A 19,150-nucleotide genomic window follows, 5' to 3' on the forward strand; every position below is an offset into this window, starting at 1 on the left:
AGAGGCAGAAGATAATGTTTAACAGACGTGAAGGTTTTAACGACCTCTTTATAGAAGGAGGTAAACTCCCTCTGATAGACGTTTCATTTTATAAAATAAAGTAGAAATTGTCGTTATTTGTTGCTTTCGGCTTTTTTTCGTGACAAAAAATCGGGATGCTTTTCGAAATAGATAACCTTTCTTTTGTATCCTGTTACAGGGCATGTTAAAATAAATTTGTGAACACAAAATGACTTTTAGGAACATATGGAGACGGGAAGCAGGTTTGCAAAAGGTGTTATTTCAAGTTATGATGCTTCCTCTCTTTTCATGTGCCGAAAAGCTGATAAACGGGAGAGTGATGATACCGGCACCCGGTTTATTGACATTGAAACACACCTCAAAATAGTCCGCTAATCAATTGAGTTGCAAACAAGTGTAGTTGGAGGTAGTAGCAGATGGACAGAAACGTTTCCAAGCCGGATAAGACTTGGGAAACATTTCACGGACCTAATCTAGGTTACGTGATGGACATGTACGAAAAATACAAGAATGATTCGGACGAAGTAGACCCGGATTTGAAAGAGTGGTTTGAAGCTCACGGAGCTCCCGTCGCCAAACCGCTAAATGGGCATGCTCCCGATGTTTCTCCGGAAATGTCTACGACGATGATGCATAAGATTGCAAAGGCGATAAAACTTGCGGATAACATTCGCAGATTCGGTCATGTTTTGGCAGATGTTAACCCGCTTGAATCCCCCGGAGAGGAGTCTCCGCTTTTACAGCCCGAGGAAAATGGCCTGGATGAAGAAGACTTAACATCCATGCCGGCAGATATGCTATGCGAGGATGCCCCGAATCATGTAGAAAATGGCTATGACGCCATTATGCACTTAAAACAAATGTACACGAAATCAATCGCGTTTGAATTCGACCAAGTCCACGACCTTGAGGAACGAGGCTGGTTGAACCGTATGGTTGAATCCGGAGACATTTATGAAGATTTATCGGAGGAAAGACGAAAGCATCTCCTTGAACAATTAACGGCTACCGAGAAATTCGAGCAATTTTTGCATAAGAATTTTGTTGGGCAAAAACGCTTTTCCGTCGAAGGCCTTGACACCATGATTCCCATGCTTGAAGAGATGGTACAATATTTCATGCATGAGGGCGCTGACCATGTCATGCTCGGCATGGCGCATCGCGGCCGATTAAGTACACTTGCACATGTATTGGGCAAGCCATATAATCTGATTTTTTCCGAATTCAAGCATGCGCCTAATAAAGAAACCGTTCCCTCGGAGGGTGCAACGACGTTAAATTATGGTTGGACCGGTGATGTCAAATATCACTTAGGCGCAAACCGGAAAATTAATCAAGCGTCCACCCATACAACGGTGAGCGTCGCTAACAACCCGAGCCACCTGGAATTTGTTAACCCCGTTGTAGCCGGATACGCCCGTGCTGCACAAGAGGATCGTGAAAAAACCGGGTTTCCGGATGTTGAAGCCAACAAGGCCGGAGCCATTCTTGTGCATGGAGACGCGGCATTCCCCGGTGAAGGCATCGTGGCTGAAACATTGAATTTAAGCCGCTTGAAAGGGTATCAAATCGGAGGGACCCTCCACATTATCGCGAATAATTTGCTCGGTTTCACGACCGAAAGCCACGATTCCCGATCGACCACCTACGCCAGCGACTTGGCGAAAGGGTTTGAGATCCCCATCATTCATGTAAACGCTGATGATCCTGATGCCTGTATAGCAGCCGTGCATCTGGCTTGCGAATATCGCAGTCGCTTTCATAAAGACTTCTTGATCGATTTAGTGGGTTATCGTCGTTATGGCCACAACGAGGGGGACGAACCCGCGGCGACCCAACCCAAACTTTACGAAACAATTCGTTCGCATGACACTGCCACAACGATTTACGCCGATAAGCTCCAACAAGAAGGTATCCTCGAAGAGGAACAGGCAACGGCCATGCAAAAAGAAATGCAAGAAAAACTGGAAAAAGAATATGAGAAAGTTTCCGGGAGCTACACCCCCGGAGAAACAGAGCCACCTGAAGTCATTGAAAAAGGGTTGCCCGATGTGGAAACGAGCGTCGACTATGATACGTTGAAGCAAATGAATGAAGAATTACTTGAACAGCCGGAAGGATTCACTGCTTTTCGCAATGTGAAGCGTATCCTCAACCGTAGGGAAAAAGCATTTACGGAAGGGAAGATCGATTGGGGGCACGCCGAAGCCCTTGCTTTTGCATCGATTATATCCGATGGTACACCGATCCGGATGACGGGACAAGATTCAGAACGAGGGACTTTTAACCACCGTCATCTCATCCTTCATGATGCAGCAACCGGAGAGAATCATTCACCGATGCACACGTTATCGACAGCAAACGCATCTTTTGCCCTTCACAACAGCCCGCTCTCCGAGGCAGCCGTCGTAGGATTTGAGTACGGTTATAACGTTCAGGCACCGGATACGTTAGTCCTTTGGGAAGCACAGTACGGAGATTTCAATAACGCGGCCCAAGTTCATTTTGATCAATTCATTTCGGCCGGAAGAGCAAAGTGGGGGCAACGATCAGGCATTGTTCTGCTATTGCCGCACGGATATGAAGGGGCAGGCCCCGAACATTCAAGCGCGCGATTGGAACGCTTTTTGTCTCTTGCTGCCGAGAATAACTGGAACGTTGTCAACGCCACGAACACGTCCCAGTATTTCCATCTGTTACGCCGACAAGCCGCTACGTTGGAAATGGACGAAGTAAGGCCACTTGTGTTGATGACGCCGAAAAGCCTGCTCAGAAATCAAACGATTGCAGACTCGCACGAAGCGTTTACCGACGGCAAATTTAAAGCAGTTATCGAAGATCCGAAAACGAGCGGTAACAAAGAAGAAGACGTAGATACAATTATCTTTTGCAGTGGTAAAGTGTCCATCGATCTCCATGAAACGATCGACGAAGATGTGGATGTCAGCCATTTGCATATCGCGAGAGTTGAGGAATTGTATCCATATCCAAAAGAAGACATCAAGGTCGTTCTTTCCAAGTATAAAAATGTTAAACATGTCAAATGGGTACAAGAAGAGCCTAAAAACATGGGGGCTTGGAGCTATATCGAGCCTTATCTACGTGAAACGTTGCCCGCGGACATTGATATTGAGTATATCGGCAGAAGACGCCGTTCCAGCCCATCTGAAGGCGACCCCAATGTCCATAAAAACGAACAGCAAAGAATCATCAATGACGCGTTGGGCCTACAAGAAGGGAGAGACGACTAAATGGCAGAAATAAAAGTACCAGAGCTCGCAGAATCAGTCACTGAAGGAACGATTGCCGAATGGTTAAAACAGCCGGGCGATTACGTAGAAAAGGGCGAAGCCGTTGCCGAGCTTGAAACGGATAAGGTAAACGTCGAACTAAATGCTGAACAAGCAGGTGTATTGCAAGAAATCTTGAGTGAAGAAGGGGAAGATGTTTCCGTCGGTGACGTCGTTGCCAAACTCGATGAAAACGCGACCGAAGGCAGCAGCCCCTCGGATGAGGCGTCTTCCGATGAAAAAACAGAAGAAAAAGAGGCGCCGGCCCAAAGCGAAAGCAGCGGAAAAGAGAAAACAGAATCCGCTCCACAACAAGAAAGTGCAGGCGATAATGGAGACGAATCTTCCGAACATGTTATTGCATCTCCGGCCGCCCGCAAACTTGCCCGTGAAAAAGGCATCAACCTTGCCGAGGTTCCGGTTCGCGACCCGCTCGGTCGAGTGCGAAAAGAAGATATCGAATCGTATGAGTCCAATAAAGCTGCCCAAAGTCAGCAGGCGTCATCGCAAAAAAGTGCGCCCGAAAGCAAAGATACAGACGATGAATTCGGTGGAAAGCCGGTGGAACGGGAGCGCATGTCGAGGCGGCGCCAAACGATCGCCAATCGCCTTGTAGACGTGCAACAATCTACCGCCATGCTGACGACGTTCAACGAGGTGGACATGTCGGCCATCATGGATTTAAGGAAACGAAAAAAAGAATCGTTCCAGGAAAAACACGACGGGACGAAACTGGGCATGATGTCCTTCTTCACGAAAGGGGTCATTGGTGCGCTTAAACAATTCCCGTTATTGAATGCAGAAATTCAAGGCAAAGAAATTATCAAAAAGAATTTCTATGACATCGGTATGGCCGTTTCCACAGACGATGGCCTTGTTGTTCCGGTCGTGCGCGATGCCGATCGCTTAAGCTTCGCCGGGATTGAAAACGAGATTGGCAGACTCTCGGAAAAAGCGCGTGACAATCAATTAGGATTGGATGATTTGCAAGGCGGAACATTTACGATCACCAACGGCGGTGTCTTCGGCTCCTTGTTGTCCACGCCAATATTGAATACACCACAAGTCGGCATCTTAGGCATGCATACCATTCAATGGCGCCCGGTTGCCATTGATAAAGAGCGAATGGAAAACAGACCGATGATGTATATCGCGTTATCTTACGATCACCGAATTGTAGACGGAAAAGAAGCCGTAGGCTTCCTTGTCGCATTAAAGCAACTGCTTGAAGAACCGGAAGACTTATTGCTGGAAGGGTAAAGTGAACCTCCAGCAGAAGAGGTTCGTTCCCTATTGATGATTCGTTGCACACAGCCAGGCGTCCGAAAGGGCGCCTGTTTTTGCTGTTAAAAAAAGGAAAAAAGCACTAATTTAGCCGGTAACCCTTCCGAATGTGAAAAATATTAAAAAAAAGGTTGTAAAATTGAAGAAATATGGTATTATATATGCTACCTGCAATGCATCCTAACAAGAGATATGTATTGTAGGTATTATTTTCTAAGGTCTCTCATTGTAGTCGCATTCGTACGGCACACGTCAATGACAAATGCCTAAATTTTTAAGGAGGGATTGACATGCGTGTACAATCAACAAAAGCGCGTGAACTATGTGCGGCTATTCAAATGCGAGGCTGGTCAAACACTCAGCTTTCTCGGGATGACCGCAAAGGTATTTCCCTGAATAGTCGAACAGGTTGTCGTTCATGGAAGGGAACAAGATGGGGACTTATTACCGAAAATACACCGGAGCGTCTTACGATTAGCATCGATTTGCCGAGAGATAACTGGCAGATTGAAGCCGTTGCCGCAAAATTAGGACTGGAGGTTATTGCCAGTAATGAGACGGCGGAGGAGAGCGGTGTATATTTGGAAAAGAAGTCGGACCGGGATACGTTGCACATATTTCTGTGTGAAGAAGAGCTGAACAATACCGAATTCAACGATTCCGCGCTCGTTGATATGATTGGTGACATTCGACGATTAAACTGTTTATAATCGAGGAACGACTCGCCAACAACCGGGGTTATAACCCCGGTTGTTTTAATTGCGCAGAAATCTATTGGTTTTTTTCTGTCGATGCTCATGATATAATAATGATAATTACTTTCAATTATGGAGAAAACGTTGGTCGTAAACATACGACCAATGCTTGGAGGGAGTAGCATGAATCATACCCCTAAACGTTACTTTTACCTACGTTCGCTGAATCATGCCGTGGAACCGATCACATGGCCGAAAATAAAAGAAGATGGCTTCGACTTAAGCGTCAAACGGGAAGATGTTCCGTTTTTCATCACGTTCTTTAGAGAACTCACGGATTTATATGAGAACAAGGCCGTACGTGTACCCGATTCATATCGTCATTACATGGAAGAAGTAGCGTCTTTTTTTAGAGAACAGGCGCGGGAAATGTGCCAATGTACATCTTTGCAGAGCGAAAGCAGTTTTTATGTCATTCCTTTTAGTGATTTCGTGGCCGCCTTCATGTTGGCCGATGAAGCGTTCGAACGAATTTTTCAAGACAATGAAAAAATGGTGCATCATTTCGATAAAGTGTTGACGTATTACAAACGATTTAACTTAAAAGCCGATCCTATAAAAGCGCAGTTTATTTTGGATCACTTACCCGAACTCAGTTTTCATTATGAGTAACGACGAATGATAGGAGAGACACTTCATGCAACATTTGCAGTGGCATCACCGCCCCCCGATGAAAACCATTACGTGTGTCCACGCAAACGCGACAAAGTATAAAGTGGACCGGGTGCTGACGCCCGGGAAAACATACGATGTGCAAAATGAAACCGATGAATTTTATTTCATTATTGATAACACCGGTATTATCGGCGGGTTTAAAAAAGATTATTTTCGCGAATGAAAAACGGCTGCTTTGGCGGCCGTTTTATCGTTTTCATTGGCATCTTTTTAGCGATCATGCTATGATGATACCAAACATAGGTTCTTCATTTCCCTCTATGTCGAAAGAATCACCTATGCTATGATAGATAGAGGATATTAAAGGGAGACTTTTTACACATGGATCGCTACAGTCGATGGGAACCTGATGAACGACACGAAGATAGCTTTAAGGAAGAGAACGAGGGGTTCGATCATGATCCGGGAGAAAGAAACGAGGAGGATATCCCGCCGGAAGAGCCGCCTTTGGAAGATTTCTATCGCGAAGAGTTAGAAGATGCGAGTGCTGTGAAGAAAAAGAAAAGGAAAAAGGGTTGGACGAAGGTAGGCATTATTTTTGTATCCTTTTTACTGGTCATCCAAGGGGCTACCTCTCTTATTCAACTCTTTCAACCTGATGTCGTGGATTTCCTGACAACGTCTTATGAATTGTCCCAGGATGAAGACGTGGCTGAGTGGCGGGAATCCGTTGTTACGTTGCAAGTGGAGAAACCGGGGCGATCAACGCGGGGAACAGGCTTTGTTATTCATGAGGATGGGCTCATTGCCACAAACCGCCATGTGGTAGAGGATGCATTGCAAACGGTTGTGACGCTGCACGACGGCTCCGCTTACGAAGCAACCCTCGTGAGCCAATCCGACGATGTGGATTTGGCATTGATGCAGGTGGAGGAAGAGGCGGCTGTCGATTCCCTCCAACTGCAACCGGAAGACGAAGACGTTGAGGAAGGAACCTATATTACGATTATAGGAAACCCGCTGAATTTCACCGGCATCGCCAACGAAGGGGAGATTCTTGAAACCGGAAATCCAACGACCATTTCCGCGCCCACCTACCGGGGAAACAGCGGCAGCCCTGCCATCAATGAAGACGGACAAGTCGTCGGTGTCATTTTTGCAACAAGACAACAGCCACAAGGAGGCAGTGTAGGATTGATGGTTCCCGCGGGTGAAGTATGGCAGCACATTCATGAGCTAGGAGAGGAAGGGTAAACATGCAATTGCGTTTTTATGTTGGGGAAAGCGGAAGTGGAAAAACGACCACCCTTTTAAATGAAGTAGAACACGCATTGTCCGAGGAAGCCGTCGATGGCCCGCCCATTCTTATTCTCGTTCCGGAACAAATGACATTTCAAATCGAATACCAATTGACTAAACAGCTCGGCGGGATGGCCCGTGCCCATGTGTTGAGCTTCTCACGCCTGGCGCTCCGCATCTTGCAGGAAACGGGGGGAAACACCGGAGACCGATTGCAACGGGCCGGTGTCCATATGCTTCTGCGCAAAATCGTAGAAGATGAGAAAAAGCATTTCCGGGTGTTTAGAAAAGCTGCCGATACGGACGGTTTTATTCATGAGTTGGAGCAGATGATGACGGAAATGCGTAGGCAAGCGCTGACAACGGAGGTGATCACCGAAAAACAATCACAATTAGAAGAGGATGGGGAACCCGCTGGGTTGCGCGATAAACTCCATGATATTTCCCTCGTTTATGGGCGGTTTGAACAAGCTTTTCAGGGTACGTACATGAATACGGAAGAAGCGCTAAAACGGCTTATCCAACAATTACCGGATTCGGAGTGGCTAAAGGACGCGATTGTTTATGTCGATGGTTTTTATGATTTCAGCCCGCAGGAACTGTATGTCATCGAATCCCTGTTTTCCAAAGTGAAGGAGATGACCGTTTCCCTTACCATTGATCATGTTCCAAACCAAGAGATGAGCCCCAATGAACTTAACCGTTTCTACCTGACGGCGAAAACGTACACAAAACTGACGACGCTTGCCAAAACGAACAACATCGGCTGGAACGTGCGCACGTTTTCAGGCCGCCCCCCGAGTGCTCATGAAGAAGGCCAAGCCCTCCAGTTGTTTGAGGCGGTGAATCGGCGGGCGGAAATTGAAGGAGTTGCCCGGAAAATCATTGAACTCGTTCGCGACCATGGGTATCAATACGGGGACATTGCTCTCCTTGTTCGCGACGACCGCCCGTACGATGAATTGCTAAAACGCGTGTTTGGACGCTTTGAAATCCCTATATTTTTGGATGAAAAAAGATCGATGATGCACCACCCGGTCGTTGAACTGATTCGCTCCACACTGGAAATCGTGGAAAAAAATTGGTCATTTGAAGCGGTTTTTCGCGCTTTGAAAACCGATTTGTTTTTTGCGGTCACCGACGATTGGACGGATTGGCGCGAAAAAGTGGATGAGCTGGAAAACTACGCGTTGGCTCACGGCATTTATGGAAATAAATGGAAAGAAAAGCGCCATTGGCACTACCGACGACACCGTAATGTCATGGATAGCGACGGACAGACCGACATGGAAAAAAAGATTGAAGCTCGCATTAACCACACGAGAGATACGTTGATCGCACCGTTACTTACGTTGGAAGCGCGTGTAAAACAAAGCGAAAGTGTACGGAGACGTTGTGAAGCATTGTATCTTTTTTTCGAAGAATTACAGTTGCCGGCCAAAATTGAACGAATGCGGGACCAAGCAATCGCCGCCGGCTCGTTGGAAAATGCTGCCGAGCATGATCAAGTATGGGAAAATGTAATGGATATGCTCGATCAATTTGTGAATGCTGCCGGCGATGATGATCTCTCCCTCTTTTATTTTACCCGTATGATGGATGCCGGCTTGGAAAGCATGCAATTTGCCATTGTTCCTCCTGCCATTGATCAAGTGACCATCGCGGATATGGAACGCTCTCGTCTGCCGGATGTGCGTGTCACCTTTATTCTCGGTGCAAATGAAGGTATTCTGCCAGCCAAACCGGAAGAAGATGGGCTGATCCGTGACCGTGAACGTGATCAACTGGAAGATATCGGCCTGTCCGTCGGACCTTCTGCCAATGACCTTCTTTGGAACGAACCTTTTTATCTTTATATGGCCGAGGCAAGTTCGACTGATTTGCTGATTTACACCTACGCGCTGGCCGATGAAGATGGCAAAACATTGCTTCCCTCCCCCCTTATCGGACGTTTGTGGGAGCAGTATCCAAACATGCCGCACACATTTATCGAATCCGATGCCGGAAGTGCGCAGGAAAACATGCAATCGACGTTTATCAACCATCCGGACCAAGCGATTGAAGAATTGGCGATGCAATTGCAGAAATGGCGAAACGGCGAAGAGATTTCGGACGTTTGGTGGCACGTCTACAATTGGTTTACGACAAAATCAAAATGGCAGGACCGCTTGCGAACCGCGTTGGGAAGTTTATTTTACAAAAATGAAGCCACGAGGTTGGAGGCAGCAACGACGAGGGAGCTTTATGGAGAAGATATTCAAACGAGCGTCAGCCGCATGGAAATGTTTCAAAAATGTGCGTTTCGGCATTTTGGCACGTATGGATTAGGGTTGAAAGAACGAGAGGTTTTCAAATTAGAAGCTCCGGATATCGGAGAACTTTTTCACGCTGCCCTCAAAGATGTAGCCGAAGTGGTACGGGAAAATAATCTTGTTTGGGCGGATCTTTCCGATCAGGAGTGCGCACAAATTGCTCGGGAAACAGTAGAGAAACTGCTGCCCCACGTTCAACGAAATATTATGTTCAGTACGAATCGTCATGCTTACTTAAGCAAAAAGTTGGAAGACGTCGTTGTCCATACGACGAAGACGTTACGTACCCAGGCGCAATCATCAAGCTTTGTTCCTATTGGGCTGGAAGTCCAATTCGGGAATCAAAAAGGGAATATCCCCACTTATACATTTCGGTTAAAAAACGGAAGCAACCTGTCTTTGCGCGGGCGTATTGACCGCGTGGATCATGCTAAGAGTGAAAGCGGCGACCTGTTGCGTGTGATTGATTATAAATCGAGTCGGCAACAATGGCGCTTATCAGATGTTTTTCACGGCATTTCCTTACAAATGCCGGTCTATTTGGATATTGTCTTGCATAGCGCCAAACAATGGTTAGGCACAGATGCAGATATCGGAGGAATGTTTTATTTTCATGTCCACAATCCGGTCGTTGAAGCGGATGAAAGCATGGATGATACAAAAATTGCCGACCACCTATTGAAACAGTTTAAGATGCAGGGGGTTTTGCCCGCGGATAAAAATATAGCTGCCCTGATGGATCAAAAGCTTCATGAAGGAGGACATTCGTCCATTATTCCTGCTTACGTGAAAAAAGACGGCGCGTTTTCCCCATCCAAATCTTCCGTCGTTTCGAAAGAGGATTTCCAATCACTGAGGCGGTATTTGCACACTAAGATGAAAGAAATCGGGGAAAGGCTGACCGACGGGAATGTTGGGATCGAACCTTATCGCACCGATAAAAACGAAATTGCCTGTACGTACTGCCCGCTCCAATCGGTTTGTCAATTCGATCCAACCCTTCCGACCAATGACTACCGATTGTTGCCCACGCTTTCGGTTGAAAAAACGATGGAAGGTATGAAGCGAGAGGAGGATGAATCATGACCCCCAATACGGAACAAGTGCGGTGGCAGCTCGAGGAAAAGCCGGCCAACGTCCGCTGGACGGATGACCAGTGGCGCGCAATCGCGTTACGCGGCGGGAACATCCTCGTATCAGCGGCCGCCGGGAGCGGAAAAACCGCTGTGCTCGTCGAAAGAATTGCGCGTAGAGTGATGGATCCGAATGATCCTGCAGAGATCGATCGCTTGCTCGTTGTCACTTTTACGAATGCGGCGGCAGCTGAAATGAGCGTTCGCATTGGCGAACGATTGGACGAAGCATTGAAAGAGAATCCCGGATCGTTCTATTTGCAAAGGCAACGCCATTTATTAAACCGTGCCCACATCTCCACGCTTCATTCATTCTGCAACCAATTGATTCGCCATTATTATTATGAGGCAAATATCGACCCGAATGTGAGGGTTGCCAATGATACCGAACGGGAAATTTTGAAAGAAGAAGTACTGGACGAGCTTTTGGAAGACTATTACGGTGCCGGGGACGCGCTTTTTTTTGAGTTGGTGGATGCTTACAGCGGCGATCGCAGTGATGATGGGCTTCGAAAATTGTTGCTGTCCTTATTCACCCAGGCACGTGCGCAACCGGAACCGCACCGCTGGCTGGAAGAGATGGCTCACATGTATGAACATCCGTATGAAAGTTTGGAAGAGACGCCCTGGGGGGCTTCTTTTCAAGCGCACGCTCGTGAACAATTGCAAGTCGCCGCCGATTTATTAAAAAAAGCATTATCTCTTGCCGAGCACCCTTCCGGGCCCTCAAACTACATCGATGTGCTCACAAATGAACATCGAATGCTGGAAGCCTTGATGGCGAGCGATAACTGGAACGATTGGCACGCGACGTTCAAACATTTCTCGCCACAAAGGATGCCTGTTAAAGACAAAGGTGCCGAAGCGTCGATGGCAGAAGAAAGCAAAAGGTATCGGGATGAAGCAAAAGAAATCATTAATGATGTTTCCAAAATATTTGCTCCAGCCCCCGAAACCCATTTGGAAAAGATTCGCGACATGAAAGAGATTGTACGTTTGCTTGTAACGCTCGTTCAAGCGTTTAGCGTACGTTACGCGGAAGTGAAAAAGGAAAAAGCGCTCATCGACTACGAAGATTTGGAACATTTAACCTTGCAAATTTTACGGGAAGAAAAAATCCAACAACCATCGGCGGTTGCCCTTGCCTACCGAGAATTTTTTACGGAAATTCTCACCGATGAGTATCAGGATACAAACCGGGTCCAGGAAGCGATTCTTCACTTGCTTTCTAATGGCCGTAACCGCTTCATGGTCGGGGATGTAAAACAGAGCATTTACCGTTTTCGTCTCGCCGAACCTTCGCTTTTTTTGGAGAAACAACAAAGCTATGTAACCTTGAGAAGGGAAGATGTGCGAAACATCAAAAGCGAGGGCGTTCGCGTGGACCTCGCTGAAAATTTTCGCAGCAGAAAGCAAGTGCTCGATGGAGTCAATTATGTTTTTAAACAAGTGATGGACGAAACGATCGGGGATGTTCATTATGACGAAAGCCAAGTGCTTCGTTACGGAAATATGGACTACGATCAAAAGGCAACAGGCTATGAGAACGAGGTCGTTTTGCTGGACCGAACGGGACATGGGAACGACGAGGAAGAAGAACTCCAAGCTGCGGAAAAAGAAGGGAAATGGATCGCGGAGCGCATTCAATCAATGATTGAAAACCGGTTTCCCGTTTACGATAAACACCTAGGCCAGACGCGCCCTGTGGAATATCGGGACATCACGATTTTAATGCGCACCATGAAGGCGACGCCAATGTATATGGATATTTTTAAGCAAGCGGGCATCCCGAGTTACGCCGCTCAATCCGGCGGGTATTTCAGACGGGTGGAAGTGCAAGTCATGATGGCGTTATTGCGTGTGATAGACAACCCGTACCAAGACATTCCGTTAGCAAGTGTGCTCCGTTCCCCAATCGTCGGTTTACGTGAAAATGAACTGGCCGATATCCGTTTAGCCGGTAAAGGAGAACCTTTTTATGAAGCGATGAAAAAAATTGTTGCGGAACAACCGGTGCTTTCGGATGACGCCAAACTTTCATTTATGGAAGAAAAACAAAGGGCCGGAGGAGAATGGAGAAATCGGGTGGTGGCCTTTTATAACCATTTGCAAAAATGGCGATCCCAAGCGCGCAATCATTCTCTATCCCAATTAATCTGGGATTTGTTCCATGAAACTGGCTATGATGCCTTCGTCGGCGGCCTCCCGGGAGGAAAGGAGAGGCAAGCGAACCTTCATGCCCTTTATGATCGCGCGCGCGCATATGAACAAACCTCTTTCCGCGGTCTATTCCGTTTCCTGCGTTTCGTCGACCGGATGGAAGAGAGAGGAGACGATTTGGAAGTCGCGCGTACCCTCGGAGAACAAGAAAACGTCGTGAAAATCATGTCGGTTCATAAAAGCAAAGGCTTAGAGTTTCCGGTACTGTTCGTCGCCGGGATGACGAAACAATTTAATTTGAAAGATGCACAAGCGTCCATACAAATTCATCAATCGTTAGGATTTGGCTCCAAATATACGGATACTGAACGGCGGGTAACGTTTCCGACATTGCCCCTCATCACCATTAAACAGGAAGCGCAAAAAGAGCAAATTTCGGAGGAACTCCGCATTCTTTACGTAGCGATGACTCGTGCCAAAGAAAAAGCCATTCTTGTAGGATCAACGAAAGATCGGGAGAAAACGATAGAGGGATGGATAAAAAAAGCAATGACGGGGAGCGAGCGATTGCCTTTGCAAACGCGGACACGGGCAAAAACATTTTTCGATTGGATTGGTCCTTCCATCATCCGACATCCCGATTCAAGTGCATTACGCGAAACAGTGGAAAGCATTTCCACTTCCATTCTTGCAGATGAATCCGAATGGAACGTTGAGCTTACAAAAAACCAAGGCTTTTTTGCAGAGGAAACAACAAGCGGCGACTTGGAAACGACCTTGGCCAAGGTGCAAGCATTACAGTCCATTGATCCGGGGTCCAAAGACGATTCCGCTGCCGATCTCGTACAAAAACGTCTCGATTGGGTCTATCCACGGCCTTCGGCAACGACCCATTTTGCGAAACAGAGCGTAAGCGAAATAAAAAGGCGTAACGATAATGTAGATCCATACGCTGCGAAACCGAGACGTGACCGCCATTTTCAGTCCACCAATGCCGAAAGGCCCCGTTTCATGCAAGAAGATAAAAGTTCTCTTAACCGTGCCGAATTTGGAACAGCGATGCACGCGGTGATGCAACGCGTCTCCCTTCAAGTGCAGACCGTTGCTCAAATTGAAACAACGGTCAATGAAATGGAGGAAAAAGAACTGCTAACCGAAACACAAGCGCAAGCAGTTAATGCCCATGCTATTTTACGTTTCTTTCAATCTGAACTGGGCAAACGACTCCGGCGGTCTTCTCATGTTTATCGCGAAATCCCATTTACGTTCGTCAAATCCGTGGACCAAATCTATCCGAGTTGGAGCGATGACTATCCGGACCCCATTCTTATCCAAGGGGTGGCCGACTGTTTGTTTCGTGATGATGAACAACGTCTCGTTCTTATTGATTACAAGAGCGATCAGATCACCGGCCGGATGAATGAGGCATTGCTACGCGATCGTTATCAAGAACAGGTACGCCTCTACACGGAAGCCATCGAACAAATATGGAAAACGAACGTTTATGAAAAATATTTGTATTTCTTTGATGGCGGGTTCTCGATTTCGATATAACGATGGAGGTCGGGTTTCAGAGGCCGAAGATCGGAAACCCCTTTTGCATGCAATAAAGCATGATCTTCCAGCTTCTAATTTCTGGCTTCCGGAATTACGGACGCTTATCACCGGGTCAAAGGAGGTTTTTAAATGCGAATTTTACACACGGCCGACTGGCATTTGGGACGCACGTTGGAAGGCAGAGACCGCAAGCCGGAGCATGAAGCGTTTATGGATGAACTCATGACAATCATTGACGATTATGCTATTGATGCTATTCTGATTGCCGGTGATATTTTCGACAGCAGCAATCCGCCGGCTGATGCTGAACGCTTTTATTATGAAAGTATGAGCAGGCTCTCCGATCACGGAAAGCGACCGGTCGTCATCATCGCCGGGAATCACGATCAGCCGGACCGTTTATCGGCCGCGATGCCCCTCGTTCAAGATCAAGAGATTTACATGGTCGGGTTGCCGCAGTCCGCGGCGTTAAAAGTTCCGATCAAACGAGAAAAAAACTATTTACACGTTGCCGCGCTTCCTTATCCTTCAGAGGCAAGGTTGAAGGAGAGTTTTTCCGGTTCCGGCGCATTTTCGGGCGATGATGAAACGTATCGGGCAGCGTATGATGCTCGCATTGCCCGTTTATTTCAACAGTTAAGCAGCGACTTCACGCTTGATAACGTTAATATGGCGATGAGCCACCTATTTTTGGCCGGAGGGGCCGCTTCTGATTCAGAACGTCCGATCGAAATGGGCGGGGCATACACCGTGCGCCCGGGGAGTCTTCCCGAGAACGTTACCTACACTGCTTTGGGCCATTTGCATCGTCCCCAGTGGGTAAAAGAAGCTAGAACGCCAGCCCGTTATGCTGGCTCCCCTCTTGCTTTTTCTTTCAATGAGGTCGGGACCGCCAAATCGGTTACGATTATTGAAGCGCAACCCGGTGAACAGGCACACGTAACAGAAGTCCCACTTTCAAGCGGCAAGCGACTCACACGTTGGCATGCCACAGAAGGCATTTTACAAGTGCACCGATGGTTGGATGCACGTCATGGAACGAACGATTGGATTGACTTATCGATTCATAGTGAGCACACACTAAACCCTGAGGACATTCAAGCCATTCGTCGCGCTCACCCGGGGATTGTCACCATTCGCACCGTTTTACCCGAAGAGACGTTCAAGCCCATGGAATCACGGCAACATCTGCCCATTGATGAATTGTTCCGGCAATTTTATGAGAAAAAGAGCAGTGGAGCTACGCCGGAACCTGAACTTACGCAACTATTTTTGGAATTGCTGGAAGAAGATGATCCCATTCGAGAGGCGGTGAACGTACGGTGAGACCATTACAGTTAAACGTGCGGGGGCTGCACAGCTTTCGCGATGAACAAACGATTGATTTCAACCAACTCTGTGATGGCGGTGTCTTCGGCATTTTTGGTCCAACGGGAAGCGGAAAATCGTCGATTTTGGACGCGATGACGTTTGCCTTGTATGGGAAAATCAGTCGGTCGGGCAGTGTCGGCGCGAGCATAGTTAACCAATCGGAGACGGAAGTTGCCGTTTCTTTTTCTTTTCGGCTTGGTGATCGTACGTTTATCGCCGAGAGAAGAGCAAAGCGCAAGGATACGACTCTGCAAACCACGCGTGCCCGCTTTATCGAAACGACCGAAGAACCAGTCGTCCTGGCAGACAAAAAGGGAGCGATGGATCGGGAGATAGAAACGATGATTGGCCTGAAAATAGAAGATTTCACCCGCGCGGTTGTTCTCCCGCAAAACAAGTTTTCCGAATTTCTAAGCCTCAAAGGGGCCGAACGCAGCAAAATGCTGCAACGATTGTTTGATTTGGGAAAATACGGGGATGACCTAAACGAGAAAATCAAAAAACGTCTCACGGAAGAAAGCGCAAAAAAAGGTGAGATCGAAGGTGAACAGTCCGGGCTCGGGGATGCCTCCGAAGCAGCATTGACGAAAGCGAAGCAAGAAATCGCCCGAGTAGAAACAACGTTACATAAGGAAGAAACTGCGAAACATGAGCTGGAGATTAAATGGAAGGAAAGTAAAGAAATACGAAAACAGCAAGAGATTCACCAAGAACTTAAAAGCGAACTTGAAACCTTGGCAAAGGAACAACCCAACCATGAAAAACGTCTGCAAGCGTTGCTTATAAGCTCAATCGCCAATCAGCTCCTTCCGTATCGGGAAGAGCAAGAACGTACGGAACACGGATGGAAAGAAGCCGAAAAAGCGCTAGAGAATAGCCAAAAACAAGCGGAAACGCTTGCGGAAAAAGAATCAGAAACACAGAATTTCTACCGTGAAGCAAGGGAAAATCGCCAAGCGGAAGAACCACAGCTTACCGTAAAGATAGCTCAGCTTGAAGAGGCACAAACACTGGAAACGGAACTTAAAACGTTATCCGAAAATATGAAAGATGCCAGAGAAAAAGAAACGAAATTGCGAAAAGACCAAGAAACCGCAGATTACGACTTGCAACACACGCAAAAAGAGGAAATGAACGCGAAACAACAGCTATACGAAAAAGAAGAACAATTATCAGCGCTGGAAAAAGAACAATCCAACCGAGAAAACATTCGACTGGCCTTTGAAAAGAAGGAAACGCTAAATCAACAAAAAGAGCGACTGGCGGAAGAAAAAGACACGGAACAGAAAGCGGTAGAAAGGCTCAAGCAACAAGAGGCGTATAGAAATGAAGAATACGCGCAAAAAGAGCAAACCATTGCTCAACTGAAAACCGCGCAAAATAACCTTTACCATTGGTTTTTCGATTTAAGCGAAGCAAAAAGGGAGCAGCGATCACTGATCGCGGCTATTAAAGACATGCAAGCAAAAGCCATTGATGGGAACGAAGCAGAAATCATCCAGAAACTCGTGCACCAACTTGAAGAAGGAAAGCCTTGCGCCGTTTGCGGTGCCATCCATCACCCGAAACCGACACACGCGTCCGAACAAAACGCTTACGATACGGAAGGGCTCGAGAAGGCGGGTGAACGTCTGCAAGCCGAGGATCGAATCAAACACTATCATTGGTCACTTGAGCACTATTCCCAACAAATCGCAGCAATTTTGGAAGAAACACAAATACACACTCCCGAAACCGCTGAAGATGATCCTTCCCATCCTACACTTGAAAGCGGCATGACGCCGGAGAAATTGAATAGAAAAGCCGAACATTTTTTACAAAAATTGGATGCTAAAGCGACGTCATTGGATACACTGGTAACCAATACAAAGAAGCTTATTGAACAAATGCAGCAACAAATCACCAACCTCAAAGAAATCGATGCCCTTTACAACCAAACGATGATCAATCGGAATGAAGCCGCAACGAAAAGACAGCGTCAGGAAGAGATTTATGATCGACGAAAACAAGAATGGCATGAATCTTTTCCCGGACTTGTTTTAGAGACGATTCACGAGGCATGGGAAGCGTCGAAAAAAGAACAGGCACAACTGGAAAAACTACGAGAAGAGGTCCGCCATCAACAACAAAACTTGGAATTCATCCGAGAAAAGATCAATGAAGCTAAGAACCGCCATACCGACATTCAAATATCTCTTTTGCAACAAGAAGCCAGGCGGGAACAGCTGGAAAAGGAACATCAACAAGGCGAGGCAAAGCTCAAAGAAAGGGTTGGCGAGAACACGACAGCAACCAATGCTTTGGCAGACGTCCGGAACACCCTCCTCCGTTTGCGAGAAAACGAAAAAACAGCCGAGGAAACGTTGAATAAAACGATAGCCGAACGGCAAAAAACAGAACAGATGAAAGCCGCCGCGCAGGAACAATTGACGTCGTCACGCAAACATCATGAAACAGCAAATGAACGTTGGGAACAGAAAAGAAATACGGACGAAGGTAAGGAGATCGAGAAGTTTTTACAAGGTACGTTGGATAGCTCAACGCTTAGAACCCATTGCCTGAGTGCTGAAAAGAAAAACGAATATGACGCGCTAACGCAACGTTTTGAAACACAGTTGGCACAAACGAAAAAACGTTTGTCTGAAGTAGAAGAAACATTGGATGGCAAGCAAATGACAGAAGAGGAATGGAAAGCCTTGGACGATGCCTTCCGCCAAAAAGAAAAAGAGGTGGAAACACGAAGAGAAGAACGAAGCGTCGCCCGTTCAAAATGGGAGGAACTCAAAGATAAACATCATCGATATGAAAAGCTTGAGGAAGAACGAAAAAAACTTCAGACGACCATCAGCCATTTAAAAGAATTGGAGCGAGTCTTTAAAGGAAAAGCCTTTGTTAATTTTATCGCCGAAGAACAATTGGTGCAGGTGACCCGCCATGCTTCCGAGCGGCTGCATGCCCTCACGCAAGGGAGGTACGCGCTGGCACTTGATTCTGACAATAACTTTTTAATTGCGGATTATTTTAACGGCGGGCAAAAACGTCCGACGTCCACACTTTCCGGAGGGGAAACCTTTTTAACTTCGTTGGCGCTGGCACTCTCCTTGTCCGTGTCCATTCAATTGAGAGGCCAATATCCGTTGGAATTCTTTTTCCTTGATGAAGGTTTCGGGACGTTGGATGCCGAATTGTTGGACACGGTCGTCAACGCTCTTGAACAATTGCAGACCGACCATCTTGCCGTCGGGGTCATCAGTCACGTCCCTGAATTGCAAGAACGGCTGCACAAGCGTTTGCTAGTGGAAGCGCCAAAACCCGATGGCCAGGGGAGCCGGTTAACGATAACGAGCTAGCAT

The 19,150-nt window shown here is 47.0% G+C and carries 10 protein-coding genes; all 10 read left to right on the plus strand.

Features of this window, described 5'->3' with window-relative positions:
• The first annotated feature begins 437 nt into the window (after positions 1-437).
• A complete protein-coding gene (locus DT065_RS02245) occupies positions 438-3,272 on the plus strand; it encodes a 2-oxoglutarate dehydrogenase E1 component (protein ID WP_114370480.1) in 2,835 nt (944 codons plus the stop codon).
• The gene (gene odhB / locus DT065_RS02250) at positions 3,273-4,571 is read left to right on the plus strand and encodes a 2-oxoglutarate dehydrogenase complex dihydrolipoyllysine-residue succinyltransferase (RefSeq protein ID WP_114370481.1); all 1,299 of its coding nucleotides are present in this window, start codon (positions 3,273-3,275) and stop codon (positions 4,569-4,571) included.
• 314 nt (positions 4,572-4,885) lie between these two features.
• Positions 4,886-5,305, plus strand: a complete 420-nt coding sequence (locus DT065_RS02255; RefSeq protein ID WP_114370483.1) for a hypothetical protein — start codon at positions 4,886-4,888, stop codon at positions 5,303-5,305.
• 168 nt (positions 5,306-5,473) lie between these two features.
• Positions 5,474-5,962 (plus strand): hypothetical protein, encoded by a 489-nt coding sequence (locus tag DT065_RS02260; RefSeq protein ID WP_114370485.1) that lies wholly within the window; start codon positions 5,474-5,476, stop codon positions 5,960-5,962.
• A gap of 25 nt (positions 5,963-5,987) precedes the next feature.
• On the plus strand, positions 5,988-6,188 hold the full coding sequence (locus DT065_RS02265) for a DUF6501 family protein (RefSeq protein ID WP_114370487.1): 201 nt from the start codon (positions 5,988-5,990) through the stop codon (positions 6,186-6,188).
• A gap of 158 nt (positions 6,189-6,346) precedes the next feature.
• Complete coding sequence (locus tag DT065_RS02270; protein ID WP_114370488.1) at positions 6,347-7,219, plus strand: S1C family serine protease; 873 nt, start codon at positions 6,347-6,349, stop codon at positions 7,217-7,219.
• A gap of 2 nt (positions 7,220-7,221) precedes the next feature.
• Positions 7,222-10,662, plus strand: coding sequence for a helicase-exonuclease AddAB subunit AddB (gene addB / locus DT065_RS02275; protein ID WP_114370490.1), 3,441 nt, complete (start codon positions 7,222-7,224; stop codon positions 10,660-10,662).
• Positions 10,659-14,423, plus strand: coding sequence for a helicase-exonuclease AddAB subunit AddA (gene addA / locus DT065_RS02280; protein WP_114370492.1), 3,765 nt, complete (start codon positions 10,659-10,661; stop codon positions 14,421-14,423). The genes addB and addA overlap by 4 nt, the downstream gene beginning before the upstream one ends.
• Positions 14,424-14,555: 132 nt before the next feature.
• A complete protein-coding gene (locus DT065_RS02285) occupies positions 14,556-15,752 on the plus strand; it encodes a metallophosphoesterase family protein (protein ID WP_114370494.1) in 1,197 nt (398 codons plus the stop codon).
• Positions 15,749-19,147 carry an AAA family ATPase gene (locus DT065_RS02290; protein ID WP_114370496.1) on the plus strand — a complete coding sequence of 1,133 codons (3,399 nt, stop codon included), beginning with the start codon at positions 15,749-15,751 and terminating at the stop codon, positions 19,145-19,147. Before DT065_RS02285 ends, DT065_RS02290 begins: the two co-directional genes overlap by 4 nt.
• Positions 19,148-19,150: the final 3 nt, after the last annotated feature.

It is taken from the genome of Salicibibacter kimchii (assembly GCF_003336365.1).
In the GTDB taxonomy this organism is placed as follows: domain Bacteria; phylum Bacillota; class Bacilli; order Bacillales; family Marinococcaceae; genus Salicibibacter; species Salicibibacter kimchii.

Coding starts and splice junctions, on each gene's coding strand:
- DT065_RS02255 (WP_114370483.1), top strand. CDS start 4,886: ATGCGTGTACAATCAACAAAAGCGCGTGAACTATGTGCGGCTATTCAA.
- DT065_RS02260 (WP_114370485.1), top strand. CDS start 5,474: ATGAATCATACCCCTAAACGTTACTTTTACCTACGTTCGCTGAATCAT.
- DT065_RS02285 (WP_114370494.1), top strand. CDS start 14,556: ATGCGAATTTTACACACGGCCGACTGGCATTTGGGACGCACGTTGGAA.
- DT065_RS02270 (WP_114370488.1), top strand. CDS start 6,347: ATGGATCGCTACAGTCGATGGGAACCTGATGAACGACACGAAGATAGC.
- addA (WP_114370492.1), top strand. CDS start 10,659: ATGACCCCCAATACGGAACAAGTGCGGTGGCAGCTCGAGGAAAAGCCG.
- odhB (WP_114370481.1), top strand. CDS start 3,273: ATGGCAGAAATAAAAGTACCAGAGCTCGCAGAATCAGTCACTGAAGGA.
- addB (WP_114370490.1), top strand. CDS start 7,222: ATGCAATTGCGTTTTTATGTTGGGGAAAGCGGAAGTGGAAAAACGACC.
- DT065_RS02245 (WP_114370480.1), top strand. CDS start 438: ATGGACAGAAACGTTTCCAAGCCGGATAAGACTTGGGAAACATTTCAC.
- DT065_RS02265 (WP_114370487.1), top strand. CDS start 5,988: ATGCAACATTTGCAGTGGCATCACCGCCCCCCGATGAAAACCATTACG.